The organism is Lysinibacillus halotolerans (assembly GCF_003711845.1).
Classification (GTDB): domain Bacteria; phylum Bacillota; class Bacilli; order Bacillales_A; family Planococcaceae; genus Ureibacillus; species Ureibacillus halotolerans.
This window is the reverse complement of the sequence record NZ_RHLQ01000031.1, coordinates 1-18,849: the sequence shown is the minus strand read 5'-3', so window position 1 is coordinate 18,849 and position 18,849 is coordinate 1. Positions and strand designations below refer to the sequence as shown.

Sequence of the window (18,849 nt, the reverse complement as noted above, 5' to 3'; positions counted from 1 at the left end):
TTACTACTATTATATAAAAATATAAAAAGTCCTTCTTTGAACAACCTTGATATGCTCAGAAGGACTTTTTTAACTCTATTAATACTAAACTTGTAAACTTCTATTCCACGCAATTGCTTCGTTCGTAATAGCTTCCCAATTTTTTGAAAGAAGCCAGTCTTTTTTTATTAAATCACTTCCTGCACCGACAATTTGAGCTCCTGCTTCAATATAAGATCTAGCTGTTTGAAGATTTATACCACCAGTCGTCATAATCCCAATATGAGGTAATGGACCTCTGACGTTTTTAATAAACTTCTGTCCTAATGTTTCAGCAGGGAATAACTTAATCATCTTTGCACCTGCACTATAAGCAGTCTGCATTTCCGAAGGAGTGAAAACACCTGGAATGACAGGTATGTTTTCACTTATGCACATATTCACCACATCGATGTTCAATGAGGGAGAAACGATAAACTCTGCCCCTGCCTGAATTGCCCTTTCACAATCCTCTACTGTTAAAACAGTACCAGCACCAACGAGTAAATTTCCATCGTTTCGTTCCTTCACTTCCTGTATCATTTCCGTTGCCTTTTCAGAATCTAATGTAATTTCAACAGCTTTAATTCCCCCATCTTTTAACGCTTTCACTAAGTCATGACAAAGAGGGTACGGTATTTTTCGCAAAACAGGTATTAACTGAATCCCTTGTAATTTACTATACATGCCCATCTTCCTAACGTTCTATATTTTCTCGTGTTCCTAAAAACACTTCCACATCTTCTAAATATGGCAATCCTTCATTGTCGCCTTCTACTTGCACGACCATCGCCCCTACAGCATTTGCTAACTGAATAGACTTTTCGACTGACCAATGTTGAATCATGCCATATAAAAAGGCTGCATCAAAGCCGTCGCCAGCTCCTACTGTATCGACTACTTTTTTCACTTTATATCCAGGTACATGAATCAACCGATCATTATCTAGGTAGGCTGCCCCTGCTTCCCCATCTTTTACGACGATATGCTTCATATCATATTGATGTAGGGCCCGAATCATCTCTTCTTCCTTTGTCGTATCGAATAAAATTTCTAATTCCTCTCGACCTGTTAATAAATAGTCAACATATGGCAAGTAAGTTAGCAGCGTTTCCCGTGCTGTTTCCTTCGACCAAAGTTTTAATCGTATATTCGGATCGAAGGATACTTTTACACCATTTTGTTTTGCTATTTTCACGGCTTCCAAAATGACTTGGCGATTTTGTTTTAATATAGCTGGAAAAACTCCCGTTACATGTAAAATTTTCGCCCTTTTAATATAATGAGTTGGTAACTCTTCTACAGTTAATGTTTCCGTTGGTGATTTATGTCGGTAGTAAAATGTTTTACTGTCACCTGACGCATGTACTTCTTTAAAGTTTAATGATGTTGGATAGTTATCGATAAGTTTTACTTCTGAAACATCAATTCCTTCACCACGCACTGTATTGATAATATGTCTTCCAAATTCATCTTTCCCTAAGCGGCTAATCCAACCTGCTTTCAATCCTAAACGGGCACATCCAATGAGGACATTTAATTCCGCTCCGCCGATTTTACGCTTAAATTCATTTACATAGCGTAATGGACCCTTTTCAGATGGATCAAATGTGATCATGCCGTCTCCAATTGTAATAATATCCATATTCATAACCCTCACTAAAACTAGATTTAACGGCCCATCCATCCTCCATCTACAACTAAAACATGACCTGACACGTAATCGGATGCACGGGATGCTAAAAATACTGCTGCTCCCGCCAAATCATCAGCTTGACCCCAACGTCCTGCAGGTATTCGTTCTAAAATCGATTGATTTCGAACTTCATCATTGCGAAGTGCCTCTGTATTGTTTGTTGAAATATACCCCGGTGCAATGGCATTCACTTGTACACCTTGGGATGCCCATTCGTTTGCTAAAGCTTTCGTTAAACCTGCTATCGCATGTTTACTTGCTGTATAACTTGGCACATTAATGCCACCTTGGAACGATAGTAATGAAGCGATATTAATAATTTTTCCTGATTTCTTTTCAATCATTTGATTTCCAATTGTTTGACAGAGAGTAAATACCGAATTAATATTCACATCCATTACACGGTTCCATTCATTTACGTTATGGGCTGCCGCCGGTTCACGATAAATGACCCCTGCATTATTGACTAAAATATCAATCGAATATTTCTCTAAGATTGGTTGAAGATTCGCTTTTAAATTTTCAACATCACTAAGATCAATTAAGAACGTTTCATACGTCCCTTGTAATTCAGCAATTTTATTTTGCGTTTCCTGCATGTTATCTTGGTGTCCAACAAGTATTAAATGGGCACCAGCTGCTGCTAATCCAACGGAAATCGCTTGGCCAATCCCTGTACGTGCTCCTGTCACTAATGCCGTTTTACCTTTTAATGAAAAAAAGTCTAATTGAAAGCTCATCTATCTCTCTCCTTTTCCATCTACTGTTTTAGAGTTAAATTAAAAGAAATGATTACACTATCTACCTAACCAACCGCCATCAATTGCAATCGTAAAACCATGGACATAGTCTGATGCCTGTGAAGCTAAGAAAATGACTGCACCTTGCATATCCTTCCCAGTTCCCCAACGTCCAGCTGGAATACGTTCGAGAATTTGTCTACTTCTTACTTCATCATGGATGAGCGCTTCATTCATTTCTGTCGCCATATAGCCAGGTGCGACACAATTGACATTGACTCCCTTTGATGCCCATTCATTAGCTAACGATTTTGTAAATTGCATAACTGCCCCTTTACTAGCCGCATAGGCCGGTACAGTGAAGCCACCTTGGAAGGAAAGCAGGGAAGCGACATTAATGATTTTCCCATAGCCCCGCTCTAACATTGGTTTGCCAAAGGTTTGACATAAACTAAAGACAGCGTTAGCATTTACGTTCATAACATAATTCCAATCTTCTTGAGGAAATTCCACTGCTGGATGTCTTTTTTGCACACCCGCATTGTTAACTAAAATATCAACTTCCCCTAGCTTTTCTTCTATTAAATGAAGTAATTCTTTATGCATTGGGATGTTCCCAATATCAAAGGCAATAGATACTGCATTTACGCCGAATTGCTCAAGCTCTTTAACTACTTCTGGACTTTCCTTCCTCGAGATAATCGCGACGTTTGCTCCAGCTTCAGCTAAACCTAGGGCAATTTCCTTTCCTAACCCGCGACTACCACCTGTAACAACTGCATTTTTACCAGTTAAATCAAATAATCGATGCATCGGTCTCCTCCTGAAATGCGTATAACACTTTAATCGCATCTGTTGGTGTAGTTAATAATTCAAAGCCTTCCATCGCTTGTTCTGGACTTAAAACATGGGTAATGATCTTTGAAAATTCTTCAAATCTTGATAATAAATCTAAAGCTAATTCCATATCCCGATTTGTATAAACTCGAACGAATTGAATCGATAATTCTTTAAACATACCTTGAATTAAGTTCATTTCCGTTGGCTTTTTATAAGCGGCAACAATGACAATCGTTCCTTGAACTTTCACGATTTCTGTAACTTGAGCTAAAACAGCTGGATGACCTGCACAATCAAATACATAATCGATTCCTTCTTGATTCGTCATATCCGCTAGCTCATTTTCAACATCATCTTTCAACGAATTAAAAGTTTTAAATCCTAATTGTTGGGCTTTTTGTAGACGAAGTTCATTCGCTTCAACGACGATCACTTCTGAAGCACCAAATGCTCGTAATGTTAAAGCAACACATAAACCAATCGTTCCAGCTCCATAGACAACCGCCCGATCTCCAACTAAAAACTTCGCTGTACGAACGGCATGGACAGCTACTGCAATCGGCTCAGTTAGGGCACCAAGTTTTAACGAAACATTTTCCGGTAATGGAATCACTTTATTTGCTTCGACCGCTACATAATCAGCCATTCCCCCATCTACATCAATTCCTACTAATTTCAAATTATTACAAACATGGGATTGCCCGATACGACATGGAATACAAGTACCACAACTAATTAAAGGATTAACCGTCACCTTTGTGCCAATGGGATATTTCGGATGTTCACTTGCAATAGTGGCCGAAAATTCATGGCCTAAAATGAGAGGAGCTTGTGCCCTTGGGTGTGTACCTGCAAATATATTTAAATCAGTACCACAAATACCTGCGTATGCATTTTTTAATAGAACATATCCTGGCGGCACATTCGGCTTATTTACTTCTTTACATTCCACTTTGTTCCCTGCTGTATAAAAAATGGCCTTCACGTTTTTCAACCTTCTTTCTAAAATTTTCCTTACCATATAGGAAAAGCGACCAAAAGTAATTTAACTCATACTTTCGGACGCCCTAATTCATTGCTATTCAATGAGGCCTAGTAACTTCGGTAACCATAATGAAAGATCAGGTATGTAAGTTACTACTAATAATACGACAACCGTGACAGCAAAAAATGGTATTAACGGGCGAATGACTTGTTCGATTTTCAATTTTGCTACACGAGCTCCGACAAATAAAACCGGTCCTACTGGCGGCGTAATCGTACCAATGCTTAAATTGAATACAACCATAATTCCGAAATGTACCGGGTCCATACCAAATTGCAATGCGATTGGTAAGAAAATAGGCGTGAAAATCAAGATAGCCGGTGTCGGGTCCATAAAGGTACCTACAATTAAAAGAACGATATTCATAATGATCAAAATAATGATCATATTATCTGTAAATCCAAGTAACGTATCAGCGATTAGTCTTGGAATTCCTGTAAATGACATCACCCATGACATAATAGTAGAAACACCTATTAAGAAAATAACAATTGCCGTTGTGCGGGTTGATTCTATTAAAATTCTAGGTAAATCTTTTATTTTAATCGTTCGATATATAAACGAAAGCAATAAAGCATATACGACGGCTATAGCCGAACCTTCTGTAGCTGTAAAGGCCCCTAGAATAATTCCTCCAATTACAATGATGATAAGTAACAAACTAGGAATCGCATCAATGAACACTTTTAACGCTACTTTAAAGGGAACTTTTTCATTTGATTTATAGCCTCTTCGTTTTGCAATAATAAAAGCTGCAATCATACAGGCGATACCCCATAAAATTCCTGGAATATAACCCGCCATAAATAATGCTGCAATGGATGTTCCTCCACTTACTAAAGAGAATACGATTAACGTATTACTCGGTGGAATTAACATACCTGTTGGTGCAGAGGCAATATTAACTGCCGCACTAAATGCACGATCGTACCCTTCCTTTTCTTGCATCGGGGCCATCGTTGAACCAACAGCAGCTGCCGCAGCAACCCCAGAGCCTGAAATGGAACCGAACATCATATTTGCTAATACATTTGTTTGTGCTAATGAACCTGGCATACGTCCTGCTAAAACTTTTGCACAATTTACTAAACGCATTGCAATACCGCCATTATTCATAATTACTCCAGCTAAAATAAAGAACGGAATGGCTAGTAGCGTAAAGGAATTCATCCCGGTAAACATACGTTGTGCCGAAGTTTGAAGAGCGTTTTCAGGATCTAATATGGAAAACATTGCAAGCACGGAGGCAATTCCTACACTAATACTAATTGGTGCACCAATGATAAGGAAAAATGCCACTGCTGCAAATAAAATTAAACCTGCTATTCCTGCAGAAACCATCGCTTATACTGCCCCTTCCTTGTTAATCCACTATTTCCAATGGCTTTTTCGTTTTTGAAATAATATAAATGTTATAAACGCAGTAGAAAATAATAAACAATCCGCTTATTGGCATTGCGGCATACAAATAACCGACAGGTATTTGCAATGCTGCAGACATTTGCGTCCATGCTAATTTTGTTATTGTTAAACCACCGGATAATAAAACAAGAGCAGAGAAGACAATAATACTTAGTTCTATAAAAATCTGAGTACCCATTTTCAGTTTTACTGGCAATGCATCCTGAATAAATTCAATACGCATATGGCCATTTTCTCCAAATACAAAAGCAGCACCAAATAGGACTAACCATACAAAACAATATTTTGCTAACTCTTCTGAAATAGCACTTGGATCGTTTAATACTAAACGGGTAAACACTTGCCATGTAACAAGAATAACTAATGCGCCGAACAATACGACGCATATAGTTGATAACACCTTATCAAGCACTTTTTTAATTGCTTCCATATGAAATCACCACCATTTATTTCGCTGCTTCACGAACTTTTTCATATAAATTTTTAGCAGTATCAGATGTTAACTTCTCTTGAACTAATGATTCAGTAGCTTTGCGGAATGGCTCGATATCGACTTCGTTAAATTTCGCTCCTGCTGCTTCTGCATCTTCAATCGCTTTTTTCACATCTTCATCCCACATTTCCACTTCACGATCAATGGCTGCAAGTAGCTCTTCTTTAAAGATTTGTTGATGTTCTTCGCTCATGCCGTCAAATAATTGGGAATTAACAAGTAAGTAGTCTGGGAACATTAAGTGCTTTGTATAAGAATAGTAAGGGGCGATTTCCGCATGTTTAAGGTTAGAATAAATTAATTCATTATTTTCCCCACCGTCAATAACACCTGATTGAATAGCAGTATATACTTCACCTTGACCCATTGGTGTACCAGTACCACCCATTTGTTCCATCATTTTAATGTTCGTATCTGATTCAATAATACGAATTTTTAATCCTTTTAAATCTTCCGGTGTGTTGATTGGTTTTTCACTGTTATATACGTTTCGTACGCCTGAGTGGAATGCACCAGCAACAAATAATCCTTGATCTTTTAGTGAAGAATACAAATCTCCTACAATTTCTTGATCATTTAAAACAGACATTTGATGTTCAGCTGATTCAAAAACGTATGGTAAATTGAATACTGCAAAGTCTTCATTGAAGTTTTCTAGTAAACTACCTGCAACGATAGACATCGCGATTGTACCTGTTTGCACTAATTCAATCGTTTCGCGTTGTGCACCTAATAATTCATTTGGGAAAATTTCAATTTCATATGCGCCGTTCGTACGTTCTTTCAATTTTTCACCGAACTCTTCCATCGCCTTATATTGTGGATGGTTTTCTGGTTGGTTAAATGCCACTTTCAATACTTGAGTTTTACCGTTAGAACTCGTTCCTTCTGCTTCCGTTTCTTTAGCTCCATCGCCGCCACAAGCTGCTAATATGGTTAATACAAGGGCGATAACCCCTAAAAACATAAATTGTTTGAATGATTTTTTCACCTTGGTCCCCTCCAATATGTGTTTTCATTAAATTTGATTAACAGGATAATGAAGCTTTTCGTTCTTCACATACCTTACTGCTTCTTCCGCCACTTTTCTTTTTAACTCTTGAGCTGCTTGCTCTGAATACCACGCCATATGCGGCGTACAAATAAAGTTCTCAAGGGTAAGAAGTGGGGAATCAGTCGTAATCGGTTCTTTTACCGAAACGTCCAAAGCCGCGCCAGCAATGTGATTGGAAGCTAACGCTTCATATAAAGCGTCTTCATCAACAATGCCACCCCGTGACACATTGATTAAATAACTCGTAGGCTTCATTCTTTTTAAAACGCTTTCATTAATGAGATTCATTGCCTGATCCGACGGACAATGAATAGAAATAATATCAGCCTGCGTAACAAGCTGCTCAAACTCAACAAATTCTATAAACGATAAATTAGATTCATATTTTTTATGTTGTGCTGAAACGTCATAAGCAATTACCTTACATCCTAATGCATGCACTTTTTTGGCAAACTCAGAACCGATACGACCGACACCGATTACGCCAACGACTTGCTCACTATGACGAAAAATAGGAATACTTTCTTGATAATCCCAAATACCTTCTTTTACTAAACGATTCATTTTCGTTATTTTCCTTGTAAGCGCTAGCATTAATGCCAATGCATGATCCGCTACTTCATGGGTACCATAGTCAGGAACATTACAAATTTGAACTCCATATTTCGTAGCTGCTGTTAAATCAATATTATTAACCCCTACACCATAACGAACGATTAACTTTAAATTCGGTAATTGAGATAAGACCTTTTCTGTAAATGGCGCATATTGATTAATGATGACAGAGGCATCTTGGCAATGTTGAATTAGATCATCCTCTGTCTCATTTTGTTGCAACTCAAACTCAATATGATGCTTTCTAAAAATCTCTTGTTCTATTTGAATATCCGCATGGTCACAGTCGGAAATAATTACTTTCATTTGTCATCACCCATTTTGCGTTATTTCAAATCTTTCATTGCAACGTGATCCATATCATCAAAGTCTAAATTTTCTCCGCACATTCCCCAGATGAACGTATAATTATTTGTGCCAATGCCGGAGTGAATCGACCAACTAGGTGATAGTACTGCCTGTTCATTCGCTATAACAATGTGACGAGTCTCGTTAGGTTGCCCCATTAAATGGAATACCCTCGTATCTTCTTCCATATCAAAATAAAAATATACTTCCATACGACGTTCGTGGGTATGACAAGGCATTGTATTCCAACCACTGCCCTCTGCTAATTCCGTCATTCCCATACTTAATTGACATGTTTCTAATACATCAGGATGTATGTATTGATTAATAACTCGTTTATTCATGTTACTGTCTGTTCCCATAGGACGCTTGATAGCCTTTTCTTGGTCAATTTTTACCGTCGGATATTTAGCATGGGCTGGACAACAATTGATATAAAATTTTGCTGGATTGCTAGAATCAATCGATTCAAAATATAATTCTTCCGTTCCTCTCCCAATGTATAGTGCTTCTTTATGACCAATTTCAAAAGTTTCATCGTCACAAACAATTCGTCCTGGACCACCGATATTAATGACACCCATTTCACGTCGCTCTAAAAAGTACTTAGCAGCTAGTTCTTTTCCTGCATCTAGTGTAATTTTTTCGTTAATCGGATAAATGCCTCCGTAAATAATTCGATCTACATGGCTATAATGCAATGTCGCAGCATTTTCAACAAAAACTTTTTCCATTAAAAATTCTTCACGTAATTTTTCCGTTGTGTAATGTTTCACATCTTCAGGGTGATGTGCATAAACAATTTTCATAGTTTCTCCCCCTTTTTTATAAAGAAAGCGCTAACAAATAAGTAAGTTGTTCCACATTGTAGAACACCGTTCCGTTTCATAAACATTATATGCACAATAAATAATAATTACAAGAAAAAATTGATTTTTCAGCAAATTATACTAACAACTGTTAATATTTTGCTATATGATTTACAAATCTATTGATTTTCGAATATGATTGTTAAAGGTTACGAAAAATATTGAAAATATTAGAAATGGTGGAGAAATAAAATGGCAACCGTACAATCTATTGAACGCGCTTTCAGCATATTAGAACATTTATCTGAGCATCCAAACGGTATGCAAATTACGAAATTAGCTGCTGAAACTGGATTATCGAAAAGCACGGTCCATCGATTACTCTCAACATTAATCGAGTTGCAATATGTACGAAAAGATATGGAAACAGACCGATATTTCCTTAGCTATCGAGTTTTATATTTAACACGAAATGTTTTAAGTAATACTAGTTTAATTACTGTTGCAAGACCTTACTTAGAAAAGTTAGTGAAAGAAATTAACGAAACAGTACATTTATGTATTGAGGAAAATGAAGAGGTCGTTTATATCGATAAAATCGAGAGTAACCAGACAATACGAATGTATTCTCGCATAGGTAGTCGCGCCCCGATGTATTGTACTGGTGTTGGGAAAATGATGCTTTCAGGTAAAGATGACAACTATTTAAAGGATATCATGACAAGAATTCAATTTAAGAAACGCACTAATAACACCATTTTAACACCTACTGATTTACTTCAAGAAATTCATCATATTCAAAAAACTGGATACGCCCTCGATAACATTGAAAATGAAGAAGGAATTCGATGTATCGCTGCGCCTATATACAATTATTCGGGTAATATTATTGCCTCCTTCAGTATTTCTGGTCCAAGCACCCGAATCACCATGGAGCGTATTGAAGAAGAATTAGCAGAAAAAATATTAAACACGTCTCGAGTAATTTCTTCTCAGCTTGGGTATGTACAGTAAGAAATACGTTTTTAAGTCGTTATGGAATGATTTAAAAATGTTTTCTTGATTAGGACGTTTATAGAAACCGATCTTACAAAAGTTATTTTAGAATATTTTTACACCCCCTCATTCCAAATCTTGATTTGTAAAAGGAATAAAGCCTTGTTACAAGCAGAACCCCGTTCAAACTCGAACGGGGTTTTTAGTCTTCCTACTTTTAATGCTCTGCCCAGATCTAAACGTTTCAATTCTCCATTTTTATCCCGTAACAATAATCTTTGTTCTTTCCCGCTTTAAGTCCTCACCTTCAATGAGAAATCCCATATACCACAACCATTAACAATGGTAATTGACAAAAATTATGAAATCCTTTAAATTTGTGTTAACTTAATTAAAATTTAAGTTAACGTAAAAGGGAGGTTATGATTTATGAGTACAGTTCAAAGGACAATCTTTAAAACCAATGCATTAGATTTAGTGTACTGTGGAATGTTCGCAACGTTAATGATGATTGGAGCAAATATTACATCCTTTGCCCCATTCTTTGTTGTTGGAGGGGTACCCATTACACTACAAACTTTTTTTGCTGTGCTAGCAGGACTTGTGTTAGGAAGTAGAAATGGTGCGATTGCATGTACAGTTTACATGTTGATTGGCTTAGCAGGAGCCCCTGTTTTTGCCAAATTTAGTGGCGGCTTTGACAGTATTTTGTCACCTACATTTGGATTTATTTTAGTTTTTATTCTTTCGGCTTATACGGCAGGAAAACTTGTAGAAACATTCCAAACATTAACGTCCTACATTGTAGCAGCATTAACCTCAATGATCATTATCTATTTAGTAGGAACGAATTGGATGTACATGTCCTATAAAGTTTGGGCAGATGCACCACCTGAACTTTCCTATCAGCTGATTTGGGGCTGGATGCTAATACCACTCCCAAAAGATATTATTCTTGGAATCTTCGCTGCCTTATTAGCATTCCGACTGCAAAAAGTTTTAAAAATACTACCTATTAAACAATCAAGAACATTGGGGGAGAAATAGATGTGGACTCAGCTTGCGAAAGAAGTAATTGATGGGAAACAATTAAGTGAAGATGAAGCGCTAGCGATACTAAATAGCGATGATGATGAATTACTTCCTCTACTTAACGGTGCATTTCAAATCCGTAAATACTATTATGGTAAAAAAGTAAAATTAAATATGATTATGAATGCCAAAAGTGGATATTGTCCTGAAGATTGCGGTTATTGTTCCCAATCATCTAAATCTAAGGCGCCAATTGAAAAATATCCATTTATTACAAAAGAGGAAATATTAGAAGGGGCAAAACGTGCTTTTGAAAATAAAATCGGTACTTATTGTATCGTCGCAAGTGGACGCGGACCGACACGTAAAGATGTGAATGTAGTGAGTGAAGCAGTGAAAGAAATTAAAGAAAAATACGGGCTAAAAGTTTGCGCTTGCCTTGGATTGCTAAAAGACGAACAGGCAGAACAGTTAAAACAAGCTGGTGTTGATCGCTATAATCATAATGTGAATACATCAGAACGTCATCATTCTTATATAACAACAACTCACACTTATGAAGATCGCATCAATACAATTGACATTGTAAAAAAACATGGTCTTTCCCCATGTTCTGGAGCAATCATTGGCATGAAAGAAACGAAAGAAGATGTTATTCAAATTGCACGAGCATTAAGAGAGTTGAATGCTGATTCGATTCCAATTAATTTCCTTAATGCCATTGATGGGACAAAGCTCGAAGGTACGAAAGAATTAAATCCAATCTATTGTTTAAAAGTTCTCGCATTGTTTCGTTATATGAATCCAACAAAAGAAATTCGAGTTGCAGGTGGTCGCGAAGTGAATTTACGTACACTACAACCTCTTGCCCTATACGCTGCCAATAGCATCTTTGTTGGTGATTATTTAACAACAGCTGGTCAAGAAGTAAATGTTGACTATCAAATGCTAGAAGACCTTGGTTTTGAAATTGAGATAAATGAGAAACAGGAAGCATTGAGCAATGCTTAAAAAAACTTTAATAATTAAACAATAAAAGCGCAAAATGATGGTCTCAAAAGGAAGCCACATTGCGCTTTTTTCGTTACCTTATGAAACTATTTTATTAAACTACTATTACTATTTTTATTAATGTCAGCAAATGCTTGAATCATATGTTGGCGAAACTGTGTTGCTACGTAGGAATACTTTCTATCTTTCAACCAAGCGAATCCTACCATTTGGAAGCAGTGGTCATTTTTCAAACGAATAATTTTTGTATTTTTTAAATGATTGCCTAAAAAGGAATACTCGGGATAGAAGGAAATCCCTTGTCCTTCATCGACTAGCTGTAAAACAATCGATAATTCGGTTCCTTCGAAAACGATGTTCGGTTTAAAGCCGGATTGTAAGCAACAGTGCTCAAACATACTAACCGATTCTAATCCTGATTTATAGCCGATAAAGCGCTCATTTTTCGCTTCGATTAAATCAATTTCATCATATTGGGCTAACCAATGATCTTTCGGAACGATTAAATCTAACCGTTCTTTTAAGACAGGAAGCCACTCAATGCCCTGTCCTATAATCGGGGTATTGGAAACACATAGCTCAATTTCCCCACTAATTAACCGCTCTTTAGCAACTACATCAGGTAGGATGGATTGATAGATTCGGACATTCGGTCGTCTTTCATAAAAACTTCTAAAAATAGGAGGGAGAATAGTAGAGCTCATCACACTTACAGAGACTTGATCTTCCTCTATCCCAGCCATTTCTTGAACAGCTTCATGGGCATCTTCTAAAATTCTTAGCGCTCGTTCTACTTCTTTTGCAAAATATTTTCCATAACGATTCAGTCGAATGTTCTTTCCATTTCTATCAAATAAAGGGACTCCTATATCATCTTCTAATTTAGCAATCGTTTTACTTAAAGATGATTGTGAAATATTTAAAGCAGATGCAGCATGAGACATATGCTCGGTCTTTGCAACAGTTAAAAAATAATGTAACTGTAATAACTGCATATTCTCCCCCCTTATGAATCATAATGTATATAGTTATTCACTCTGAACTATTGTACCGATTTTTCCATAGGATTACGATAAATACGTTCGAAATATCCATGAAATAAAATATTATTTTAGGAGTGTTTTCCCATGAAAATTAAAGCTGCTGTTACAAATGGACAAGGGCAAGATTTTGTTCTTGAAGAAGTAGAATTAGCTGCACCAAAAGCAAATGAAGTATTAGTTAAAATTGTTGCAACAGGTGTTTGTCATACAGATGCTGTTGCAAGGGATGCAGCCATCGCTCCCCTTCCTGCCGTACTTGGTCATGAGGGTGCTGGTATTGTTGAAGAAGTTGGGTCAGGTGTTACTCGTTTCGCAAAAGGTGATCATGTTGTATTATCCTTTGCCCATTGTGGTCATTGTGATAACTGTTTAACAGGTCACCCATCCGTTTGTGAAACGTTCAATGACTTAAACTTTGGTGGTATGCATGACGACCATACTCACCGCTTATCAAAAGATGGACAACCCCTTTCTACATTTTTCGGTCAATCCTCTTTCGGTACCTTTGCCATTGCCCATGAGCGCAATGTAGTAAAAGTTGATAAAGATGTCGATTTAGCTTTACTTGGTCCTCTAGGATGCGGAATTCAAACAGGGGCAGGTACTGTATTAAATAAAATGAAACCAGAATTCGGTTCAACAATTGCGATTTATGGTGCTGGAGCAGTTGGTTTAAGTGCGATTATGGCTGCTAAAATCGTAGGCTGTAAAACAATTATTGCAGTTGATGTACACGATTCACGTTTAGAACTAGCAAAAGAACTTGGAGCTACACATACATTTAACGGAACAAAAGTAGATGTCGTAAAAGAAATTAAAGAATTGACAAATGGCGGTACAAAATACGCCGTAGATACAACAGGGGTTCCACCAGTTGTTCGACAATGTTTACAAGCCCTACGTCCCCTTGGTACTGCTGCAATCGTTGGTGTTACACCGGAAATGAATATTGATGTTCATAACGATATAATGGCTGAAGGAAAAACGATGATGGGTGTTATTGAAGGCGACGCTGTACCTAACGTCTTTATTCCACAATTAGTTGAATATTACAAAGCAGGTCAATTCCCATTTGATAAATTAGTAAAATTCTTTGATTTCGACCAAATTAACGAAGCTTTTGAAGCATCAAAATCAGGCGAAGCAATTAAACCGATTTTACGTATTCAATAAAACAGACGAAAACCACTTCATTTCAAACAATGAAGTGGTTTTTTATATCTTTTCATATGGAATTCCCTCTCTCCGATATTACTATCTCTACCAGCCCACTTCCAACGAAAGTTATAACGACTGCTACGATAAACTCACTAACCATACTTACTACCAATCATTTGAACAAACTTTCAGTAGAAATTAACTATTGACCTAGAGTTAACTATAAGGAGTAACATTGAATTGCAAGAGAAATAGTAGGATATCACCTCTATCCTCTTGTAAAAGGAATTGTATTATAGGAGGTATATTATGATAACTGCTAAAGCTAGAGCTGTTGATGGTCCTGACAAACCGTTCCGTCCAGCCGAAATTAAACGACGTGATCTTGATTTACATGATGTGCTAATTGAAATTAAATATGCCGGCATTTGCCATTCTGACATTCATACTGCCCATGGTGAGTGGGGTCCAGTCCATTATCCACTTGTTCCTGGCCATGAAATTGCAGGGGTTGTTACAGCGGTTGGGCCAAATGTGACAAAATACAAAGTAGGCGACCGAGTTGGCGTCGGATGTATGGTTGACTCCTGTGGTGAATGTGAAAACTGCCTTAAAGGGGAAGAACAATATTGCCTTAAAGGAAATATCCAAACGTATGCTGGTGTAGATAAATATGGCGAGCCTACTCAAGGCGGCTATTCTACTCACATTGTTGTATCTGAGGACTTCGTCTTGAGAATCCCTGATAACATCGAATTTGATGTTGCAGCTCCACTTCTTTGTGCCGGGATTACGACTTATTCTCCATTAAAACATTGGGGAGCGGCTCCTGGTAAAAACGTAGCGATTGTCGGTATGGGTGGTCTTGGTCATATGGCTGTCCAAATTGCTCATGCAATGGGTGCCGAAGTAACAGTTCTATCCCAAACATTGAAGAAAAAAGAAGATGGTCTTGAATTAGGGGCAGATCATTACTATGCAACAAGTGATCCAGAAACATTCGAAAAACTTGCCGGAACTTTTGACTTAATCATTAACACAGTTAGTGCAAAGATTAATCTAGATGCATATTTAGGATTACTAGCACTTGATGGCACATTAGTAAATGTTGGTGCCCCTGCAGAACCGTTATCAGTCGGTGTGATGAATTTAATTGGGCATCGTCGTTCCTTTGCCGGTTCAATGATTGGTGGTATCCGTGAAACTCAAGAAATGCTAGACTTCTGTGCAAAACATAACATTGTTCCTAAAATTGAAGTTATTTCAGCTGATCAAATTGATGAAGCTTACGAACGCGTACTAGCTTCAGATGTAAAATATCGCTTCGTTATTGATATTAGTACTATGTAATTTATTTTTAAGGATGTCCAATAAGCTTTGCTTTTGGGCATTCTTTTTATTTCGGAATTAATGTTTAAAGTAAAATAAAATAAATCGAAACAAATTACCAATAAATACTATTCAGAAAGTTATAAGATTCCCCCATTCCCCCCAATATAGAGAATATATCTCCACATCTAAAGGTAAATGACAAGATTCATGCTAGTTATCCTTTTCAATCACACCTATTTTTAGAATATCTAATACTGATAAAGTGTTATAAATGAAACACATATCAATCTATTATATTATAATAAGGTATAAAAAATTATTCATGATATTATCCTACAATGTGTGCAGTATATTTATACGCGTTTATTTTTTTATCTACCAACGGGACTACATAGTTTTAAAAGGATGGTGGTTATGGTTGAATTAAAGCTACAACACATATATAAAACTTACAATAATAATATACAAGCAGTAAAAGACTTCAACCTTGATATAAAAGATAAAGAATTTATTGTTTTAGTTGGACCTTCAGGTTGTGGAAAGTCTACCCTTTTACGACTAGTAGCCGGCTTAGAAGATCTCTCACAAGGTATCATTCTAATGGATGGAAAACCGATGAACGATGTTTCTCCAAAAGATCGTGATGTTGCTTTTGTTTTCCAAAACTACGCCCTTTATCCCCATTTGAACGTCTATCAAAACATGGCATTTGGTTTAAAAAGTCGTAAATTCCCAAAGGATGAAATTGATCGTCGTATAAAAGAGGCTGCCCATATTTTAGATATTGAAAAATATTTAAGCCGCAAACCAAGGGCTCTTTCAGGTGGGCAACGTCAACGGGTAGCATTAGGTCGTGCCATTGTTCGAGATGCCAAAGTATTCTTAATGGATGAGCCGCTTTCAAATTTAGATACAAAGCTCCGTACCCAAATGCGTACTGAAATTATAAAGCTACATCAACGGTTACAAACGACTACCATTTACGTAACCCATGACCAAACAGAAGCAATGACAATGGCAACTCGCCTAGTTGTAATGAACAACGGGGTCATTCAACAAGTTGGTGTTCCTAAAGAAGTGTACGAAAAGCCTAATAATGTTTTTGTTGGAGGCTTTATTGGCTTACCTCCGATGAACTTTTTTTCTGGTACCCTTTTAGATGGCAAAATCCGTATTGGCCATTTGTCAATCCCGATTCCAGAAAGTAAAATGATGGATTTACGTAAACAAGGGTATTTGAACAAAGAAATCATAATGGGTATCCGTCCAGAAGATTTTCACGATTTTCATAAAACATCTACAGTAGATTCTTTTATTGATGCAAAAATAGAAGTTATAGAGTTGTTAGGGGCAGAAAATATTCTCCATTCGCAAATCGCAGGGCAACCATTCACTGCACGAATCGATACACAATCTGTTGTCCAACAAGGACAAATGTTCAAACTAGCATTGGATATGAATAAAGTTCATTTTTTCGATTACGAAACAAAAAATCGCATTACACTAGATGAATAATTGTCAGTTTAAAATGTTTATTTAAAGGAATGGAATAAAAATTGTTATAAATAATTTCCTATAAAGGATGATAGGAGTCTAAACATGCAAAATCGCTTTAAATTCACAACTATTTTCTTATTTTTACTTATCTTTGTCGCAGCATGTTCTAATAACGAACAGGCAGATCAATCTTCAGACAAGCAGGAACAAACCTCTGAAAGTAAGGAGGAGCAATTAACTATTTCAGCAGCAGCTAGTTTAAAAGATGCAATGGATGTTATTCAACATACATACGAAGAAGAACATCCCGAAATTACGTTGCAATTCAACTTTGGGGGTTCTGGTTCTTTGCAGCAACAAATTTCACAAGGAGCGCCGGTGGATTTATTTTTCTCAGCTGCAGAAGATAAGTTTGATTTGCTCGTTGATGAGGGAATGATCGCAAAAGAGGATGGAATAGATCTTCTTGGAAATGAACTTGTACTCGTTGTCCCGAAAGAAAATCAATCCATTAAAGAATTCGAAGACCTTGTAACAGAAACAGATAAAATTTCAATCGGAACTCCTGAAACAGTGCCTGCAGGAAAATACGCCAAAGAATCCCTTGAAAAGATGGATTTATGGAAAGATATTGAATCAAAAGTAGTCTATGCAAAGGATGTTCGGCAAGTATTATCCTATGTTGAAACCGGTAATGTGGAAGCTGGCATTGTGTATAAAACCGATGCATCCGTTTCAAATAAAGTAGAAATTGTTGCTTCTGCCGATCCTGCTACCCATTCTCCTATTATTTACCCTGTTGGCATTATAAAGGATTCCAAACATTACGAAGCAGCAAAGGAATTTTATGAGTACTTACAAAGCGACGAAGCGTTAAAGGTGTTTGAGGAATATGGATTTACTACTAAATAAAGATTTTATGCAAGAATTTTTAAGCCCTATTTGGTTGTCCATCAAAATCGCGACTATATCAGGTATTGTCGTTATTTTGCTTGGAACATTAATTGGCCGAATTTTTGCTAGAAAATCTTTTAAGAGAAAAGCCATTGTAGAAACCCTTCTCATGCTTCCTATGGTTCTCCCGCCTACAGTTGTTGGATTTTTCCTAATCGTCGTTTTTGGAAGGAATAGTATAGCTGGACAAGCTATTGAATGGCTTTTTCATCAACCGATTATTTTCACTTGGTGGGCGGCTGTCATCGCTTCGATTGTAGTAGCCTTTCCCCTCATGTATCAGTCGGCCAAATCAGGCTTTCAAGGAGTCGACCTTAATATCGAAGAGGCAGCTAGAGTAGATGGCGCCAACGAATGGAGAATTTTCTTATTTATTTCCATTCCCCTAGCTTCAAAAAGTCTTATTTCTGGGGCGATATTAAGCTTTGCACGGGCATTAGGTGAATTTGGCGCTACCTTAATGTTCGCTGGTAACATTCCGGGAGAAACACAGACAATTCCTACTGCCATTTATATTGCGATTGACTCTGGTAATATGCAATTGGCGTGGATGTGGGTCATTTCAATCGTCATCCTTTCCTTTTTAATGTTGCTAGTTGTACGGGTAAAACAGAATGATTAAGGTTAAATAAAAGAGGCTGGGACAAAACCCACCTCTGAAATGAAAAGCCGGTGAAATTTTACGATAAGTAAAATTTCACCGGCTTTGATTATTTTAAATAAAAAATAAGGACCACTTCTGATAA

19 protein-coding genes are annotated in these 18,849 nt (G+C 37.0%); 8 read left to right on the top strand and 11 right to left on the bottom strand.

Annotation, left to right across the window (positions count from 1 at the left end; all coding sequences use genetic code 11):
- Positions 1–84: 84 nt before the first annotated feature.
- From EC501_RS12380 to kduI, 10 genes are all read right to left on the bottom strand, one after another.
- Positions 85–705 carry a bifunctional 4-hydroxy-2-oxoglutarate aldolase/2-dehydro-3-deoxy-phosphogluconate aldolase gene (locus tag EC501_RS12380; RefSeq protein ID WP_158599708.1) on the bottom strand — a complete coding sequence of 207 codons (621 nt, stop codon included), beginning with the start codon at positions 703–705 and terminating at the stop codon, positions 85–87.
- Between the two features lie 10 nt (positions 706–715).
- Positions 716–1,663, bottom strand: a complete 948-nt coding sequence (locus tag EC501_RS12375) for a sugar kinase (protein WP_122972633.1) — start codon at positions 1,661–1,663, stop codon at positions 716–718.
- A gap of 26 nt (positions 1,664–1,689) precedes the next feature.
- Positions 1,690–2,454: a 2-dehydro-3-deoxy-D-gluconate 5-dehydrogenase KduD gene (kduD, locus tag EC501_RS12370; RefSeq protein ID WP_122972613.1), complete on the bottom strand. Its 765-nt coding sequence runs from the start codon at positions 2,452–2,454 to the stop codon at positions 1,690–1,692.
- Positions 2,455–2,511: 57 nt separating this feature from the next.
- A complete protein-coding gene (locus EC501_RS12365; RefSeq protein WP_122972612.1) occupies positions 2,512–3,267 on the bottom strand; it encodes an SDR family NAD(P)-dependent oxidoreductase in 756 nt (251 codons plus the stop codon).
- Positions 3,251–4,279, bottom strand: a complete 1,029-nt coding sequence (locus EC501_RS12360) for a zinc-dependent alcohol dehydrogenase (protein ID WP_241559336.1) — start codon at positions 4,277–4,279, stop codon at positions 3,251–3,253. Before EC501_RS12360 ends, EC501_RS12365 begins: the two co-directional genes overlap by 17 nt.
- A 93-nt stretch (positions 4,280–4,372) precedes the next feature.
- A complete protein-coding gene (locus tag EC501_RS12355; protein WP_122972610.1) occupies positions 4,373–5,680 on the bottom strand; it encodes a TRAP transporter large permease in 1,308 nt (435 codons plus the stop codon).
- 22 nt (positions 5,681–5,702) lie between these two features.
- Positions 5,703–6,191, bottom strand: coding sequence for a TRAP transporter small permease (locus EC501_RS12350; protein WP_122972609.1), 489 nt, complete (start codon positions 6,189–6,191; stop codon positions 5,703–5,705).
- Positions 6,192–6,207: 16 nt separating this feature from the next.
- Positions 6,208–7,245 carry a TRAP transporter substrate-binding protein gene (locus tag EC501_RS12345; protein ID WP_241559335.1) on the bottom strand — a complete coding sequence of 346 codons (1,038 nt, stop codon included), beginning with the start codon at positions 7,243–7,245 and terminating at the stop codon, positions 6,208–6,210.
- A 27-nt stretch (positions 7,246–7,272) separates the two neighbouring features.
- Positions 7,273–8,229, bottom strand: coding sequence for a C-terminal binding protein (locus EC501_RS12340; RefSeq protein ID WP_122972608.1), 957 nt, complete (start codon positions 8,227–8,229; stop codon positions 7,273–7,275).
- Positions 8,230–8,249: 20 nt separating this feature from the next.
- Entirely contained in the window at positions 8,250–9,080 is an 831-nt protein-coding gene (gene kduI / locus EC501_RS12335) for a 5-dehydro-4-deoxy-D-glucuronate isomerase (protein ID WP_122972607.1), read from the bottom strand.
- A 252-nt stretch (positions 9,081–9,332) separates the two neighbouring features.
- Here kduI and EC501_RS12330 point away from each other — a divergent pair, with 252 nt between their 5' ends.
- From EC501_RS12330 to bioB, 3 genes are all read left to right on the top strand, one after another.
- Positions 9,333–10,094, top strand: a complete 762-nt coding sequence (locus EC501_RS12330) for an IclR family transcriptional regulator (RefSeq protein WP_122972606.1) — start codon at positions 9,333–9,335, stop codon at positions 10,092–10,094.
- A 411-nt stretch (positions 10,095–10,505) separates the two neighbouring features.
- Positions 10,506–11,123, top strand: coding sequence for a biotin transporter BioY (locus EC501_RS12325; RefSeq protein WP_122972605.1), 618 nt, complete (start codon positions 10,506–10,508; stop codon positions 11,121–11,123).
- Complete coding sequence (gene bioB, locus EC501_RS12320) at positions 11,124–12,119, top strand: biotin synthase BioB (protein ID WP_122972604.1); 996 nt, start codon at positions 11,124–11,126, stop codon at positions 12,117–12,119.
- 86 nt (positions 12,120–12,205) lie between these two features.
- Here bioB and EC501_RS12315 read toward each other — a convergent pair whose 3' ends face one another.
- Entirely contained in the window at positions 12,206–13,114 is a 909-nt protein-coding gene (locus EC501_RS12315) for a LysR family transcriptional regulator (protein WP_122972603.1), read from the bottom strand.
- Positions 13,115–13,246: 132 nt separating this feature from the next.
- Here EC501_RS12315 and EC501_RS12310 point away from each other — a divergent pair, with 132 nt between their 5' ends.
- From EC501_RS12310 to modB, 5 genes are all read left to right on the top strand, one after another.
- Positions 13,247–14,335 carry an NAD(P)-dependent alcohol dehydrogenase gene (locus EC501_RS12310; protein WP_122972602.1) on the top strand — a complete coding sequence of 363 codons (1,089 nt, stop codon included), beginning with the start codon at positions 13,247–13,249 and terminating at the stop codon, positions 14,333–14,335.
- 294 nt (positions 14,336–14,629) lie between these two features.
- Positions 14,630–15,670 carry an NAD(P)-dependent alcohol dehydrogenase gene (locus tag EC501_RS12305; protein ID WP_122972601.1) on the top strand — a complete coding sequence of 347 codons (1,041 nt, stop codon included), beginning with the start codon at positions 14,630–14,632 and terminating at the stop codon, positions 15,668–15,670.
- A 396-nt stretch (positions 15,671–16,066) separates the two neighbouring features.
- Positions 16,067–17,167 (top strand): ABC transporter ATP-binding protein, encoded by a 1,101-nt coding sequence (locus tag EC501_RS12300; RefSeq protein WP_122972600.1) that lies wholly within the window; start codon positions 16,067–16,069, stop codon positions 17,165–17,167.
- Between the two features lie 84 nt (positions 17,168–17,251).
- A complete protein-coding gene (gene modA, locus EC501_RS12295; protein WP_122972599.1) occupies positions 17,252–18,061 on the top strand; it encodes a molybdate ABC transporter substrate-binding protein in 810 nt (269 codons plus the stop codon).
- Positions 18,042–18,725 carry a molybdate ABC transporter permease subunit gene (gene modB, locus EC501_RS12290; protein ID WP_122972598.1) on the top strand — a complete coding sequence of 228 codons (684 nt, stop codon included), beginning with the start codon at positions 18,042–18,044 and terminating at the stop codon, positions 18,723–18,725. Before modA ends, modB begins: the two co-directional genes overlap by 20 nt.
- The last annotated feature ends 124 nt before the right edge of the window (positions 18,726–18,849 follow it).

What these genes read in the sequence shown, in the direction of transcription:
- kduI (WP_122972607.1), bottom strand. Translation starts at nt 9,080, where the DNA reads ATGAAAATTGTTTATGCACATCACCCTGAAGATGTGAAACATTACACA.
- EC501_RS12330 (WP_122972606.1), top strand. Translation starts at nt 9,333, where the DNA reads ATGGCAACCGTACAATCTATTGAACGCGCTTTCAGCATATTAGAACAT.
- EC501_RS12340 (WP_122972608.1), bottom strand. Translation starts at nt 8,229, where the DNA reads ATGAAAGTAATTATTTCCGACTGTGACCATGCGGATATTCAAATAGAA.
- modA (WP_122972599.1), top strand. Translation starts at nt 17,252, where the DNA reads ATGCAAAATCGCTTTAAATTCACAACTATTTTCTTATTTTTACTTATC.
- EC501_RS12350 (WP_122972609.1), bottom strand. Translation starts at nt 6,191, where the DNA reads ATGGAAGCAATTAAAAAAGTGCTTGATAAGGTGTTATCAACTATATGC.
- EC501_RS12325 (WP_122972605.1), top strand. Translation starts at nt 10,506, where the DNA reads ATGAGTACAGTTCAAAGGACAATCTTTAAAACCAATGCATTAGATTTA.
- EC501_RS12315 (WP_122972603.1), bottom strand. Translation starts at nt 13,114, where the DNA reads ATGCAGTTATTACAGTTACATTATTTTTTAACTGTTGCAAAGACCGAG.
- modB (WP_122972598.1), top strand. Translation starts at nt 18,042, where the DNA reads ATGGATTTACTACTAAATAAAGATTTTATGCAAGAATTTTTAAGCCCT.
- EC501_RS12355 (WP_122972610.1), bottom strand. Translation starts at nt 5,680, where the DNA reads ATGGTTTCTGCAGGAATAGCAGGTTTAATTTTATTTGCAGCAGTGGCA.
- EC501_RS12310 (WP_122972602.1), top strand. Translation starts at nt 13,247, where the DNA reads ATGAAAATTAAAGCTGCTGTTACAAATGGACAAGGGCAAGATTTTGTT.
- EC501_RS12365 (WP_122972612.1), bottom strand. Translation starts at nt 3,267, where the DNA reads ATGCATCGATTATTTGATTTAACTGGTAAAAATGCAGTTGTTACAGGT.
- kduD (WP_122972613.1), bottom strand. Translation starts at nt 2,454, where the DNA reads ATGAGCTTTCAATTAGACTTTTTTTCATTAAAAGGTAAAACGGCATTA.
- EC501_RS12375 (WP_122972633.1), bottom strand. Translation starts at nt 1,663, where the DNA reads ATGGATATTATTACAATTGGAGACGGCATGATCACATTTGATCCATCT.
- EC501_RS12300 (WP_122972600.1), top strand. Translation starts at nt 16,067, where the DNA reads ATGGTTGAATTAAAGCTACAACACATATATAAAACTTACAATAATAAT.
- EC501_RS12380 (WP_158599708.1), bottom strand. Translation starts at nt 705, where the DNA reads ATGTATAGTAAATTACAAGGGATTCAGTTAATACCTGTTTTGCGAAAA.
- EC501_RS12305 (WP_122972601.1), top strand. Translation starts at nt 14,630, where the DNA reads ATGATAACTGCTAAAGCTAGAGCTGTTGATGGTCCTGACAAACCGTTC.
- bioB (WP_122972604.1), top strand. Translation starts at nt 11,124, where the DNA reads ATGTGGACTCAGCTTGCGAAAGAAGTAATTGATGGGAAACAATTAAGT.